Source organism: Sphingomonas rhizophila, from assembly GCF_014396585.1.
Lineage (GTDB): Bacteria > Pseudomonadota > Alphaproteobacteria > Sphingomonadales > Sphingomonadaceae > Sphingomicrobium > Sphingomicrobium rhizophilum.
The window spans coordinates 255,486-270,257 of record NZ_CP060717.1 but is presented as its reverse complement, the minus strand read 5'-3'; the positions used below and the strand labels follow the sequence as shown (position 1 = coordinate 270,257).

The following is a 14,772-nucleotide window of genomic DNA, read 5'->3' as shown; positions in this document are numbered from 1 at the left end:
GCCGTGACCGGGGCGGCGGCGGCGGAGCGGGCTCCGGAGCCGGCGGCGCCGGGCAGACTTCCGTGGTCAGGATGACCGACCCGTCCGGGCAGGTCTGCGTTTCCGGCGCCGCCGGCGGCGGCGGCGGCGGCGGCGGAGCGGCGACCGCGCCACCGAAGTTGTAGATCAGGCTGGCGAGCAGCGAGTGCGAACGCCACTTGCCGAGCGCCTCTTCGCCGCTGCCTTCCTCGACGTTGAACTTGCTGCGGAACAGGCGATACTTCAGGCCCGCATCGAGGTTCGGAGTGATCGGCGTGCGAACGCCCGTGATCAGCTGGTAGGCAAGGTTGCTGTCGGTGCCGCCGAGCGACAGCGCATTGATGCGATACGACGTACGGGCGACGCCGACGCCAGCGCCGACATAGAAGCTGGTGGCGTCATCAGCGCCGAAATCGAACAGCAGGTTGGCCATCGCCGACACGCTGCGCGCCCGGCCACCGTCACCCAGCGACGCATCGAACGCGTCGGGAAGCGTGACGTCCTTGATGCCCGCGCGCTTGAAACCAAGCTCGAGCTCACCGCGGAACATGCCGAAGTCGTAACCGCCGATCACGTCGCCATCGAAGCCAAGCTTGTGGTCGACGGTGAACGGGCCGTCGAGCGAGCCGTCGGTTCCCTGATATTCGTAGTTGCCGTCACGAAGCAGCATGACGCCGCCCTCGATGCCGACGTACGGCGAGCCATCGCGCGCCATTGCCGGCGTTGCGAGGCACATGGCAGCACCCGCCGCCAGCAAACTAATACGCAAATTCATAATTCCTCCTCGCTTTACTTCTGGGGGTGAAATACTCCAACGGCGGACTTGATCCACCGCCGGGAGGTAAAAAGAAGAAAATCCACGTCCCCGTTGCAAAGATGCAACTTGCGAAGTTGTTAACTGTAGCCCGATTTCCGACCGATCGAGACGAAGTCGACTAATCTACGGGCAAAGTATTGAGACGGTTAATAACCGAAAGTTAATTGGTAAACGCGGCAGCGCTCCCGCAGATTCCCTGCCATCTCAAGGTGATGACGATCGACCCGACGGTCGGCGGCCCGGATCGATCGCCCGGAAATCGAGCTTCCGTGACGTTCGACCTCGAACCCGCGTTCCATGGCGGCGAGATGCGCATCGGTTTTCCCATGACCTCGCCAGCCGGTGAAATCGGCGACCGACCGCCTGGCAACATCGCTGCAGCTGAAGTCTTCGTAGCGCACGACCAGTGCCGGAATGCCTCGCGCGGCCAGCGAATCATGGAGGTCGACCAGGCCCGCCGCCTCGCGCTGGCAATAATCGACGACCCACTCGTCACTGAATCGATCGAGATTGTCCTGGACCCGATGCTTTTCGAAGAAGCTCAAGGCGACATCATCGATCGAGCGGACGGAAATGATGACCTTCGGCGGTCGGAGGACGGAAATGGCCGCTTCATGTTCGCTGCACAGCACCTCCTTCACGGCCCACCGGCGACCGCGAAGGCGTGGCCCCATCAATCGTCGGAATCGTGAGGTCGCGGTCGGGTCCTTAGCCTGCCAATCGTCGTCCGGAACCGGCATCCCGAAATCGGCCAACTGGGTCCGCAGCAGCCGCGTGTTGACGGTGGACAGGAACGACGGCTCGATGAACACCATTTCTTCGGGGGCCGGCTCAGCCAGTTGCAGAGCAGCGTACTGCCCGACCGCCCCATCGCGGCAATATAGAAGTCGGGCGGCGCGACTCCATCGGGCAGGAAGTCCTCAGCCACGGCAGGCGTCCTCGAGCAGCGACAGTTCCCGCGGGATAACGAGATCTGCGGACGACTGCGCCTGGACCCGCGCGCCCGCCGCCCGTGATTTGCCGCAGAACAGAACCGGGTCGTCGATCAGGCTCCACAATTGAGCGGCAATCGACGCGGGGCTCTCGGGCTCTGCAAGAGCGGCGCACGCATCATCGGCAAACTCCAGCACTGCCGGGATTGCGTTCGTCACCGGCACCAGTCCCGACGACATGGCCTCGTCGCGCGATACCCCTTGCGTGTCGAGCCTGGTCGGCACCAGAAAGATGCCATGCCGGCGATGGAGCGCCGCGATCTCACTTTGCGTCAGGAAGCCGCGATGAGCCCGAACGTTCGGCAGGTCGCGGATCGGCGAAAGCGTCTCCTCGAACAGCGGACCGTCACCGACAATGGTGAAGGTGAGCCGGGAAAAGCCCGGCTGGCCGGCGAGAAGCCGAATGGCGTCGACCGCCATGTCGTTGCCGTAGCCGCGGGAATCGAATGGCCTGATCATCAGGATGTTGAAGCGATCGTCCGGCCCTTTCTCCTCGAAGGCGAACAGGTCGGTGTCGATGGGGTTCGGAACCACGGCGAGCCTATCGGCACGATGCCCCCAGTCCGGCCTGGTCATTTCGCGAGCGGCCATCGAGACCGTGCATAGCCGCACGCGCTCCGCCGCCAGCAGGTCATGCCAGAAGCTGCACCGAGCCTCGATCACGCGCTGGGCAGCGAGCAGGGCGTCTCCCGACAGATCGAGCGCTGCCTTGCCACGGGCAATGGCGGGGATTTCGGACCCGTGCAGCCAGTTGCAGACGGGGACCGTGCCTGCAGAAGCCGTCAGGATTGGCCACTGCACCTCACTGATCCCGTGTGCGGCGATGACATCCGGGGCGAACTTCGCGATCGCCCCGGCAAGTGCGGGTCCATCGCCGGTCAGGCATCGAACGCCGTCGAACCGGTGCTCCGTGAGGCCCGGTTCGGTCGACGGCCGAACGACCTGCACCTCATGCCCGGCCGCTGCATAAGCCAGCACGCGCCGGTGGACGAACGGATATTGGTAAAGGTCGTCAGCGCTTGGGTAGGAACGGGTGAAGACCGTGATTCGCAGTGGGGTCACCGCTGGCTCGACCGATCCGCCGACCGAATATGCCGCCAGATGCCGCCGCTCAGCCGCAGGTTTTCGGGCGCCCCCCCGAGGTAATTCCGCAACGATGAGAGATAGGCCGTCCGCCACCTCTCCGCATGATCATCTGCCGCTTCGCCCTCGCCGGGATCCGGCATCCGCTCCAGAAGGAAATGGATCGAGCCTTCCTTCCAGTACGGCGCGACGAAGAGCGACGGGACCTTTTGGCGATGAGCCATGCGCGCCGCGAAGTCGGAGTAGGTGATCTCCTGTCCTTCAAAGGTCGTTCGCGGCGCCGACAGGCTGAGCGCGCCGTCGACCGCGATGACGATGGCGTTGCCCTCGCGCAGTCCCTGGAGCACTTGGCGGGCGACTTCCGCCCCGGTCTGGTCGCTGGTCGAGATCAGCGAGCGGGCGTAGGATGTACGGGCGACACTCGGTGTCGACGCCAGCCATTGTGACCGGACACCCAGCAATTCCAGCGCCAATGGCCCGGCGTACATCGGGCCGATGTGCGCCGACGCGAGGATCGCGCCACGCGAAAGGTCGACCGTGGCGAGGACCTGTTCCGCTTCCGTCAGGTCTGCCAATCGCCCCATGGCTTCGTGGACCTGCGCATCGCGACATTCGAGCCAGTCGAGGATGTAATGATCGGCAAGGTTTCCCCAACGCGCCCGGCGTTCCCATTCGGCCCGGTCCAAGCCCTGATCGCGGCGAAGGGTCCAGGCCCAATCGAGCCGGGCCTGCGGGATCTCCATGTCATCGACACCGTCTTGCAACGCGCGCAGCCCGTCCTCGAACGAATCCGGAAGCCGTTGCCGCCGCGCCTCGGTGAAGGTCTCGAACAGTGCTGCCGCTTCCTTCCGGTGGCCGGCCTGGCTAAGCGCGCCGGCGGCGAAGCGGTGCCAACGCTGCGACTGGGGCTGCAGGTCGAGCAGCCGCTTGAACTCACGGGCCGCGTCGGCGTGGCGGCCGTCCTGCTTGTAGGCGCGGGCAAGCAAGGCGCGCGCGTTGGGAAGGTCGGTGCGCAGGCGGCACGCTAATGCCAGTGGCTCGATGGCCGCGGCCGCCTGCCCGCTGCGCAACAGCGCTTCGCCATATTGTGCCTGGGCGCCGCTATCCCGCGGAAGCAGGCGAGCGGCCTCCTTGAAATGCGCAAGGGCCTTGGCCAGGCGGTCAGGACGCTCGCCAGCCAGATAGGCCTCGCCGGTCGACTGGCGAAGCCGGCCGTTGTCGGGTTCGATCGCCAGGCTCCGCTCACCCAGGTCGATGGCGGCGGCGGACCGCCCGGCGTCAACGTAGATCCGCGCAATCGCCGCGGCGACCTCCGGGTCGTTGTCCCACAAGTTTTCGGCCTGCCCGGCCAACGCCAACGCCGCGTCCTGACGGCCCGACCGGGACAGGGCCAGCAGCGCCATCAGGCAAAGCCGTTCGTGCCGAAGCACCATCGCGCCAAGCGTGGCGGCATGCGCCCCCGCTTCCTCGACCCGGTCGGATTGCAGGAAGAGCTGGAGCAGCGATGTTTGCGCCACCGCATCCGTGGGATCGAACTCGATCAACCGAACCAGGTCGGCCATTGCCTCGTCACCACGGCGAAGCCGGCCGAGAAGGCTGGCACGCAGGCGAAGGTCCTCGACCGGTTCCGGCGAATGATCGACGATCCACCCGGTCAAGGTCAGGGCAAGGTCGAGCCGCTTGTCGCGGATCAGGGTCGGGATGACATGGCGGCGGAGCGCCAACCGGGCTTCGGTCGAAAACGGCAGTTCGGCGAGGACGGCCATTCCGCTACTGACCCGGCCCGACCGGATCAGCGCGATGGCATAGGGCAGTCGCTGCTCCGCCTGCAATTTCTCCTCTCGGTCGAGGTCGCGCTCGAAGTGGCGGCACGCATCCGACCAGCGCTCTTCGCGGATCAGCGCGGCAATCGGCAGATCAAGGTCGTCGGTGCGCCGGGCGAGGCCTACCATGGCAAACGCTCGCGAAGCGCCCCGGCGGAAATCTCGCCCGTCCGGTAACGCCGCACGAGCAGGGTCACGAGCGCGATGATCGCCAGGAACAGCAGGATCGGCCCCGCGATCGACGGCACGTCACGCACGCGGGCGAAAGTGTCGGCGGACATGCCGACGATGAGGACGAAATAACGGCGCTGCTGGATCAGGTCGAGGTATGCCTGCTGGAGCGTGTTGAGCGTCGACTGCCAGCGGGCCTGCGCGATTTCCTTGCGGCTGGACGCGCCCTCGAAATCGCTAAGCGTCCGCGACAGCGAACCGCCCGACGGGTTGGCCAGGCGACCGCGCTGCTCGACGATTTGCGCCTGGATGTCGCGAACGCGCTGCTCGAGCCCGGGCAGCAACGGACTGTCAACCAGCCCTTCCGCACGGAGCGCATCGCGTTGCCGCCGCGCTTCGGACAGTTGCAGGTTGAGCGAACTGATCAGCTGGTAAACCGCGGCGACCGTCTGTTCCGGCGCGATGTCGCCGCGCCGCGCCTGCACCGCCGCGAACGACTGGCGCGAGCTTGCGACCTGCCGCTCCGCATCCTGGACGTCGCGGGTCAGCGCCTCGACCTGGTCGGCGCCGATCTTGTCGGAGGCGGCGTTCACATGCCGCTCCGCCGCCGCCAGGATCCCGTTGCCGAAGCGGATCGCGTCCTGCGGGGTGCGGGCCTCCACCCGCAGGCGCAGGATGCCTTCCTGCACGTCGACCATCACCGACACGCGCTTGAGGTAATATTTGAACGGATCGCGGTTGAGCCCGAACGGCCCCCGGTACCGCGTCAGCATATCCATTTCAGGTCCGGCGAAATGGTCGAGAAAGCCGTGACGCTTCTCCATATGATCAAGCATCGGCCGTGACAGGATGAAGGCGCGGACCTTGAACGCGTCGGCGATGCTGCTGTTGGCGGACGTCACGGTGAACAGGCCGGGCCCGGCCGCGGCGCCCGAATTGCTGCTCGTCTGCACGGTGAAGACCGCTTCGCCCTCATGGAGCGGCGTCGCGACCAGGCCGACGTAAAGCATGATCGCGCCAATCGGCGCGAGGACCAGCAGGGCGAGCAACCGAAGGTTCGACCGCCACCGCAGGCGCCGTCGCTCGACGATCTCGCGACGCGCCTGGTCAAGGCGGCTCTCGGGTCCCGATTCCTTGTCGTCTGCCGACGGTGCCGCGTCCACCGGGTCTGCGGCCTCGGCCGCGAACTTGCGTCGCTCCTGCCAGTTACGGATGCGGTCTTCATTCATCGTCTGATCCTATTAGGGGCCGCACTAGACCAAGTCGAATAGCGGGATGTCGGCGTCGAGCGGGCTGCCCGCGTCGTCGACCTGCGAGGCGTCCAGCATCGCGCAGGCGTGGTCATAATCGTCGCAGGCAACGAACGCGCCGTCATTGACCACATAATATCGGTCGCAGACGTCCTTCGCCTGCCGCGGATTGGAAGCGACGAAGATGAGGCCGGTGTCTTGCAGCCGTTCCGCCAGCGCGGCGCCGGCCTTGGCGCGGAACGCCTCATCGCCGCTGACCAGCCGGTCGTCGGCAAGGTAGGTCCGCGCCGGAAGGCCGAGACTTGCGGCCATCCCCAGTCGTCCCTTCATCGTCGAGGAATAGGTTTTCACCGGCTGGTGATAGGCGCTGCCGAGCTCGGAAAAGTCGTAGCAGAACGCCGACAGTTCCAGCGGGTCGACGTCGGCGAATTTCGCAAGGGTGCGGATGTTCGCCTCACCCGTCATTTCGGCGTTCATTCCGCCGGAATAGCCAAGCGGCCAGCCGCCGGCGTCGCGCAGCACGGTGCCGCTGTCGGGCATCTCGAGCCCGGCAAGCATCCGGATGATCGTCGACTTCCCCTGCCCGGCGCGGATGAGGACGGCGACCTTTTCCGTCGTGTCGACGCGCAGCGATGCGTCGTGGAGGACGATCATCGGCGCGCCGCCCGTGCGGAAGTAGCGCGAGCAATTGACGAAGCCCCACATCAGTCGCGCCGCGCGGCGTTGGCGGCGACCGCCAGCAAAAGCAGTCCGGCGACGCACGCCAGCGCGTAGCCGGCGGAGGCGACGCGCGATTCATAGTGGAATAGCATGCCGTCACGCGCGATCTCGACGGCGTGAAGCAAGGGATTCCAGCCAAGCACCTCCAGGATCCGTTCGGGCAGTTCGTTGGCAGTGAACAGGATGGCGGACAGGAAGAAGGTCGGCCGGATGAGCACCAGGCCGATCGACTGGATCCGGCTGTTGATGCGCGACAAGCTGAGCAGGGCGTAGGCGTAGCTTGCCCCCAGCGCCCAGCAAAGGACCATACCCCACAGGAACGCGAACGGATCTGCCATTTCGAAGTCGCCGAAGACGACCCAGTTCAGCGCCAGGACGATCCCCAGCAACACCAGTCCGTTGACGAATTCGAGGACGGCGGCGGCGGCCGCGACATGCCCCTCGGTGATGGTCGGGTAGATCATCAGTGGCCGCGCCAGCGAACGGGCACGACCGACCGCCGTCACCGCATAGCGGAACAGCGCATAGGGGATCAGTCCGGAGATGATGAAGGTGATGGTGTCGGCGTAGACCGGCGACGTCCGGCCGATGAGCCAGAACGCGAGGTAGGTGGCGCCAATCCAGGCCAGTGGGGCAAGGAACGCCAGGCCGTATCCGGCACCCGTTTCACCGAAGCGCGACCGTACGTCCCGCTCGATGAGGGCAAGCACCAGGTCGACCTGCACCCGACACCATTCGGCCAGGCCCCGGCCGTGGTGCGCCTTGGAGATCGCGCCGCGATCGAGCATTTACGGAACGACCGTGACCGCCGAACGGATTCCGCCGAGCGACTGGGTGATGGCGCCGAGGGCCTTCCGCGTCTGGGTGAACGGCGCGTTGGAGATGTAGACCGTATCCTTGTCGCGTACGCGGAAGCGCCCCGCGAGGGCGACGGTTTGAGGGTCACGCATTTCGAACTGGTAGACCACCGGCGTGCCTTGGCCGGTCGCGCGGATAAGGTAGACGCCGCGCGGATCGGCCGCATCGTCATTCAATCCACGCGATTGCCCCAGCACGTCGGCCACGCTGAAATCGCGGCGCTCGATCCGGACCTGGCCCTGCGCCCCGGCGGCGCCGAGCACCGTCACCTGCTGCACGATGGCGTTGAGAACGATGGAATCGCCAGGCCTGAGCGCGATGTCCAGGGACGGATTGGCGAGGATATCGGCCATCCGCACCGTCCCTGCCCGACCGTCGCGGCGAACGGTGACGTCCATCATCTCCGGCGTCTTGAGATCGGGTGCGACTTCACCAAGCAGTTCGCCGAGCCGCGTGCGGCCGCGCTCGATCGGGTAGGTTCCAGCCTTGGCGGCATTGCCCTGGACGCTCACCAGGCGGCTTCGAACCTTCACCGGCCGGACGTCGACCTGCGGGTTGCGGACGACGGTGCGCAATCGCCGGGCGATGTCCACGCGAAGCTCGGCCGCGGTACGGTCGGCGGCCTGGAAACTGCCGGCGAACGGCACGAACACACGTCCGCGCTCGTCCACCGGAATCTCGCCAAGGTCACCGTTGTTCGCCGTGAAAACGGTCGGCGTCCCACCTTCGATGACCCGGATGTTGACCGTATCCCCCGGTCCGAGCGCGTCCTGCGCCACCGGTTCGGCGGCTACGAACTCTGCCGGGAACGAGCCGGTCGCGGCAGGCGCCGCGGGAAGGGTCGACGGCGTGACCGGGACGAGGTTGATTCGGCCTTGCGCCGACGCCTCCTGCACCTCGCTGTAGGAGCTGCCCGCGCGCGGCATGACGCAGCCCGCAATCATCAGGGAAAGCGCGGCGAGCGCGCCGAGACGGCAAATCATGGGCAACCCTCTAAGCGGCCTGCGATTGAAGCTGGTCGGCCTCGCTCGCGCAAGTGGACGCCGTGCACGACACAAAGCTCTTCAGCATCTGCGGGATGGAGAAATTCTCGTCGAGGAAGCGGCGGCCGGCGCCGTCGAGCGCGAACAGCGAGCGATCCCCGGCGCGGTTCGCCAGTTCATGGGCTCGCATCACCAGATTATCGAGGCACGGCTGTTCACAGCACTCGAGCACGTAGCCCGTCGTGCCATTGATCAGGCATTCCGAGGCGCCGCCCGCCGGCGTTGTGACCACGCGGACGCCCATATACTGCGCTTCGATCAGCACGTTGGGCAGGCCTTCGTACCGCGACAGAAGCAGGAAGACGTCCATCTTCGCCACCCAGTAGCCGACCGTGCTGGACCGGTCGGTGAACAGGATCCGGTCGGCAATCCCGAGATCTTCCGCCAGCTTGATCGCGCCGGGGAGCAGACGCCCGCCCCGACCATGACGATGCGCGTCTTGGGGTGGGCCTTGAGATAGCGCGCGGCGAAGCGGATCCACAGATTGGGCTGCTTGTCCGTATCGAACCGAAAGACGCTCCCGATCGTATGCGTCGCATCGGACGTCGCGGCCAGGAACCCGGCCCATTTGCGCTCGCACTCCTCGGTGCCGCGGACCTGCATCGGCTCGACCCCGTTGTAGACGATCGCGAAGCGGTCGACGGGAATATCGAGCCATTCCGAATAGGCGCGCGCCGAAGCGCGGTTGTTGCTGAGGAAGGTAACGCCCGGGATTTGCGCCATGGCGCGGTACATCACTTCATATTCCGGCCGGAACATGTGCTTGCGAAGGATCGGCGGAAGGCCGCGGATCGCCAGCTGGATATGCGGCACGCCGGCAACCAGCGCCGCGAGCCCGGCGAACAGGCAGGCACCATCCTGCCAGGCCGACGCCGTATCGGTCTTCGAATTCACCAAATGCTGCGACAGGCGCTTGACGCCGTAGTTCACACTTGGCGGAAGATAGTCGAGCAGCAGCTTGAGCGTCTCGTTTTCGACGCCCAGCATTCGAGAAGATACCGGCGTCGCCTCGTTCAGCTGGACTAGCTCCACGCCGCCCGCCTGCACTTCACGCAGGTAGAAGTCGTTCTGCTTTTCCGGGCCATGCGAGCGAACGATGATCTCGACCGGGCGCGATAGCTCGTGATCCGCGATCGTCCGGCCGGCCTTGCGGGCCCGTTCAAGTTCGATGGCGACCCGTGTCAGCTGGCGCTCGGCGCCGCCCGGACCAAGGCTGCCGGTAATGAGGCTCAACCGGCCAAGGCCCGGGGCGTTGGCCGCGGGCACCTCGCGGTCTGCGAACCACAGGATGGCATGCTTCATCGCCATCAGCCGGGCGTCCTCATCGTCGGAGAGGCGCCGCTGCTCGAGCTCGCACAGCAGCTCGAATGTGCTGCATGTCTTGATCCACAACGCTTCGCTCTTCGAGCCCGCGGCAAATGTCCCTTCAAGCGGCTGGAGCAGGTCGAACGCGCGCGTCAGGAAGCCGTCGGCGACGAGGCGCTTGGCATAGTTGACGGTGATGTCCCTTCGCTCCGGGAAGTGACCGATCAGCTGGCAGTGCGCGGCATGCGATCGATCGAACTCGCGGGCATCGTAGAGCAGGTCAGCCTTGGTCTGCAGCGCGAGCGGATCAATGTCTTCATTGAACGCATGGCCGTCGATCAGTTCGATGGCCTTCGCATAGGATTTCGCGCGAATGAGACGCCGGATCCGGGCAAGGCTGATGGATTCGTCGTGCGGGAAAATCTGCTCGAACAACGCCCAATAGGCGTCGAATTCATCATCCCCCTCGATCGCAACCAGGAAGGCGGCGGCTTCATCAGGCGACGAGGGTACTCCCGATTCCGGTGGATCGAACGTGCCGCCGAGAGACGCGATGTTACTCTTGTACATGACTTACCGGTCTTTCAGCGAGGTTATTGCGCGAACGCCGGCGACTGGCCGGCACGTTGCTTGCTTTGACGCGCCGCAAGAACGCGGCAGCGCTCCAGGTTGCGAAGGGTGGATTCGGTATCCGGCACCAGCTGGTTGAGCCGGGTCCACGGCGCGATTGCGTCCTCGAAGCGCTGCTGTCGCATGAACTCCAGGGCCATGCGGCGAAGGATGGCGGGATCGTCGGGCGCGAGGCGCAGGAGCAACGCCAACGTCCGCTCGCGTTCGTCCTCCTCGGCAAGCCCGGACTCCACGTCGCGCAGCCGCTGACGCAGCAGTCGCGCGACACGATCGATTTCAACCTGCAGCCGGCCGGTGTCGGTGAAGTGAGGCCGGATGGCGTCGATCAACGTCAAGGCTTCGGAAAGCTGTCCTTCCACCATCATCACGCGGAGCAGGCGAAGGGCGCGGCGGTCGGCCCCCGCAAAGAAGCGTTCGGCTTCATCGCGGAAGCGTTCGGCCGCCGGATCCGCCGAATCCAGCAATTCCCTGTAGCTCGGATAGGCCAGCTCAAATCGGCCAAGCAGCGCCGAAGTTCGCCCGATCCACCGCAACGTCACGGGGTCCTCGGGCTGGCGCGCATTCATGCCGAGCAGCAGGTCGAGCGCTTCCTCGTTCTGCCCCAGCTTGTGATAGGACATCGCCGCAAGCCGGGCGGCGTCGCCCAACTGGACCAGGGCGTTGCCTGCGTCTTGCCATGCCGTGATGACGTCCTCGAAGCGGGCTGCGCGATACGCCTCGCGGATTCGGTCGCGATAATGACGCTCGGCCCGCCGATGCGTCACCTTGGCGGCCCGATTGGGCTTGAGGGCCACCGACGCATTGGAAAGCAGGTAGGCGGACGCAAAGTCCTCCTTTTCCAGCCGGTCCGCCGACGCCTCTCCCGCCAGCGCCGCAATCCGCGCCCTCGTCGCCGCCGGAAGTTCGACCTGGTTTTCCGACAGCGACCGGACGCCGACCGCGCTGGCCTCGAACATGCCGACGGACAGCGCCGTTTCGAGTTGCCGTTCCGCGCTGTCCGCATCGGCCGACGCAAGGCTCAGGAACACCTTTGCGAACATGCCATCGTCGCGGTGATCGACCGACCATCGCGCTAGGTCGAACGCGCCGTCCGAACCGCCGACGCTGTTTTCCAGGACCTCGTCCCGCCAGGTATCCAGTTGGTCGCTTCGGCCGAGCTGCGCCAGGAGGGTCAGCGCATGAAGGGCCGCATTGAGGTCCGAATGGTCGAGGCGGAAAGCCTGCTTCCAGAAGCCGATGGCTGCGTCGATCCGCCCAATCCGCTCGGCCGACGTCGCCGCGCAGGCATAGATGGCGGCATTCTCATACTCGTCACCAAGAAGGATTTCCGCCAGCGCGAGCGCCGCCTGCCATTGCTCGGTTGCGGTGTAGGCCTCGACCAGCGCGACCCGCCCTTCCGGGGAAAGGCTCGCCGCCTGCTCCAGCGGCTCGAGATCGCGGATCGCACCTTCGAAATCGCCCAGGTGCGCGAGCCCCTTGCCGCGCAACTCGAGGAGTGGGCCGGCGCCTGGCTCGGCGCGCAGAGCACTGTGCAGCCGCCGGGTGCCGACGATGAAATCGTCGAACCGCATCAGGGCATCGATGCTGTCCGCGAGCATCTGCTGACGGCCCAGCGCCTCGCTCTCGCGGTCCAGTCCGGGCTTGCTTTCCATCAGCTGGCCGATGTGCTCGCGATGCATCTCCGCATAGACCCGATCGGCGAAGGCAGGCGTGAAATGGGTGAGGTCGAGCCCGCCGCGCTCCAGCGCGCGTTCCTGGCCGAAGTCGGTCATGGCCGCCGTCGGATCGAAGCACGGCACGTCCAGCTGCCCCGCTGCGAGTTTCACCCACTGGATGACCCGCTTGCGCGCCGGGATGAAGGAGCCGTCCGCGGTCCTGGCGTCAACATGGGTCACGAACAGGACGGCGTCGCGGCCGGTCCGCTCGACGATCTCCGCCATGTCTGACTTGATGCTCGCGAAGTCCTGCTGCTCCATGCGGAGATTGAGCAACAGGACGCGATCGTCGGTCTTCAGGATATTGTACGTCGCCTCGCCGCGCAGGAAGTCGCGAAGGGCGGCGCGATCTCCACGCTTGACCAGCGACCAATATTGCTGCGTGCGCGCGCTGCTCGAGAAGAAGTCCGCGAACTGCCGGTAAAGATAATTTACCTGGACGCTGTCTTCACCGACGCTGATGTTCTTGGCGGAACTGATCTCGACGATCTGCAGGTCGGCAGGGGTCCAGCCGGCCGGGGCGGAATCGGCACCCTCGGCCCGGTCCGGCCGGAAAATGACGGCCTTGGCGCGTTCGTCGAACGACTTTTCACCGGCCAGGTAACGGAGCATCTGAAGCGCTTCGCCACTGGTGTGCGTGAAACCGTAGATGCCCGCGCGCTCGAGCGCGATCGGAAACTTCGTCGAGGCCTGCCGAAGCGGATTATGGATTCTGCAGGTGCCGATCGGGGTGACGCGAAGTTTCTGCATGATGCGCTAAAATTACCTTTACTCGCCCAAATTAAAGGCTCCAATAATCGATGTCGTTTCGCAGCTGGTCCGAACGAATGGAGCTGCGAACATCGATCAGGATGCCGTTTTCGGCAATCATGTTGGCAAATCCGCTAACATCAAAGCTCTGATAAGTTAAGTGCGGGACGGCGAGTATTAGGGCGTCGAGGTTAAGAAAATTATCTATTGTGGACAATTCGACACCATATTCCGATTTGACATCACCGGGATTGGCATGGGGATCGTGAACGATCGGCTGCAATCCAAACGACGACAACTCGCGGTAGATGTCGACGACCTTGCTGTTGCGAATGTCGGGGACGTTCTCCTTGAACGTTAAGCCTAGGATGCCGACACGCAGTGACTTCAGCGGTTTGTCGTGCTTGGACAGAAGCTTGATGAGCCGCTGCGCGATATAGGCGCCCATGCTGTCGTTGACCCGGCGACCCGACAGGATGACTTCGGGGTGATAGCCCATCTCCTCCGCCTTGGCGGTCAGGTAATAGGGATCGACGCCGATGCAGTGGCCACCCACCAGGCCCGGGTAGAATTTGAGGAAGTTCCACTTGGTGCCCGCAGCGGCCAGCACGTCCCCGATCGGATTCCGGCCAGGTCGCAAATCTTGGACACTTCGTTCATCAGCGCGATGTTGACGTCGCGCTGGGTATTTTCGAGCACCTTGGCCGCTTCGGCGACCTTGATCGACGGCGCCTGGTGGAGCCCCGCCGTGATGATCGATCCGTAGACGGCGGTCAGGCGTTGCAACGTGGCGTCGTCCTGCGCGGCGACGATCTTGACGATCTTTTCGAGCGGATGCTCCTTGTCGCCCGGATTGATCCGCTCCGGGCTGTAGCCAAGCGTGAAGTCCGATCCGCAATCCAGGCCCGACGATGCTTCCAGCGCCGGTCCGCAAATGTCCTCGGTGACGCCAGGATAGACCGTGCTTTCGAACACGACGACCGACCCCTTCGTCAGGGCCGGACCGACGAGCTTGCAGGCAGCCATGATAGCGCCGAAGTCGGGACGGTTGGCGTCGTCGATCGGGGTCGGCACCGTGACGATGAAAAGGCTTCGCCCCTTGAGGTCCTGGGCATCGTTCGTCAGCTGCAGGGAGGAGCTGGCAAGGACGTCGGCCGCGATCTCGTTGGTTCCGTCGAAACCGCTCTTCAGTTCCTCGACGCGGCGCGGGTTGACGTCGAAACCGAGGACATCGGCCTTGTTCGACAGTGCAACGGCCAGCGGCAGGCCAACATAACCAAGGCCGACGATCGCGATCTTTTCATTCATGGGGATGGGTCACTCCAAACATTTGCTGGCGTCAGACGGAAGGTGGCCCTCGACCGCATCGATCGAGGCAGGCTTCCCAGATGTCGTGGCGCCTTGCAGGGTCGCAAGCGACCAGCAAGGCAGCGCAATCCGTACCGAGCGCGGCTACCCCTTAGTCAGTTTTGAGGGCGTCACAACCCATGGGCGCAAAACGGCGGCGAGCGATGCAAAAATGCAAAACTGACCGGATTCTGCAGATTTACGTCGAGGGTGAGCGGCCGTCCCCTGGCATGTCGCCGAAATTGCGTGC

At 65.0% G+C, this 14,772-nt stretch carries 12 protein-coding genes and 1 pseudogene; all 13 read right to left on the bottom strand.

Annotation, left to right across the window (positions count from 1 at the left end):
* Positions 1-214: 214 nt before the first annotated feature.
* Positions 215-733: pseudogene (locus H9L12_RS13260) on the bottom strand (outer membrane protein); the annotation flags it as partial.
* A gap of 248 nt (positions 734-981) precedes the next feature.
* Positions 982-1,650: a hypothetical protein gene (locus H9L12_RS01280; protein WP_187542292.1), complete on the bottom strand. Its 669-nt coding sequence runs from the start codon at positions 1,648-1,650 to the stop codon at positions 982-984.
* A 105-nt stretch (positions 1,651-1,755) separates the two neighbouring features.
* Positions 1,756-2,889, bottom strand: a complete 1,134-nt coding sequence (locus tag H9L12_RS01275) for a glycosyltransferase family 4 protein (protein WP_187542291.1) — start codon at positions 2,887-2,889, stop codon at positions 1,756-1,758.
* On the bottom strand, positions 2,886-4,862 hold the full coding sequence (locus H9L12_RS01270; RefSeq protein ID WP_187542290.1) for a Vi polysaccharide transport protein VexE: 1,977 nt from the start codon (positions 4,860-4,862) through the stop codon (positions 2,886-2,888). Before H9L12_RS01270 ends, H9L12_RS01275 begins: the two co-directional genes overlap by 4 nt.
* Positions 4,856-6,133 (bottom strand): hypothetical protein, encoded by a 1,278-nt coding sequence (locus H9L12_RS01265; RefSeq protein WP_187542289.1) that lies wholly within the window; start codon positions 6,131-6,133, stop codon positions 4,856-4,858. Before H9L12_RS01265 ends, H9L12_RS01270 begins: the two co-directional genes overlap by 7 nt.
* Before the next feature lie 24 nt (positions 6,134-6,157).
* Positions 6,158-6,859 carry an ATP-binding cassette domain-containing protein gene (locus H9L12_RS01260; RefSeq protein WP_187542288.1) on the bottom strand — a complete coding sequence of 234 codons (702 nt, stop codon included), beginning with the start codon at positions 6,857-6,859 and terminating at the stop codon, positions 6,158-6,160.
* The gene (locus H9L12_RS01255) at positions 6,859-7,662 is read right to left on the bottom strand and encodes an ABC transporter permease (protein WP_187542287.1); all 804 of its coding nucleotides are present in this window, start codon (positions 7,660-7,662) and stop codon (positions 6,859-6,861) included. Before H9L12_RS01255 ends, H9L12_RS01260 begins: the two co-directional genes overlap by 1 nt.
* Positions 7,663-8,715 (bottom strand): polysaccharide biosynthesis/export family protein, encoded by a 1,053-nt coding sequence (locus H9L12_RS01250; RefSeq protein WP_187542286.1) that lies wholly within the window; start codon positions 8,713-8,715, stop codon positions 7,663-7,665.
* A gap of 10 nt (positions 8,716-8,725) precedes the next feature.
* Entirely contained in the window at positions 8,726-9,130 is a 405-nt protein-coding gene (locus H9L12_RS01245) for a glycosyltransferase (RefSeq protein ID WP_246450763.1), read from the bottom strand.
* Complete coding sequence (locus H9L12_RS13255) at positions 9,034-10,650, bottom strand: hypothetical protein (RefSeq protein WP_246450491.1); 1,617 nt, start codon at positions 10,648-10,650, stop codon at positions 9,034-9,036. The genes H9L12_RS01245 and H9L12_RS13255 overlap by 97 nt, the downstream gene beginning before the upstream one ends.
* Before the next feature lie 23 nt (positions 10,651-10,673).
* Positions 10,674-13,175, bottom strand: a complete 2,502-nt coding sequence (locus H9L12_RS01240) for a hypothetical protein (RefSeq protein WP_187542284.1) — start codon at positions 13,173-13,175, stop codon at positions 10,674-10,676.
* Positions 13,176-13,206: 31 nt separating this feature from the next.
* Complete coding sequence (locus H9L12_RS13100) at positions 13,207-13,731, bottom strand: UDP binding domain-containing protein (RefSeq protein ID WP_223177134.1); 525 nt, start codon at positions 13,729-13,731, stop codon at positions 13,207-13,209.
* Entirely contained in the window at positions 13,692-14,483 is a 792-nt protein-coding gene (locus tag H9L12_RS13095) for a nucleotide sugar dehydrogenase (RefSeq protein WP_223177133.1), read from the bottom strand. The genes H9L12_RS13100 and H9L12_RS13095 overlap by 40 nt, the downstream gene beginning before the upstream one ends.
* Positions 14,484-14,772 lie beyond the last annotated feature (289 nt).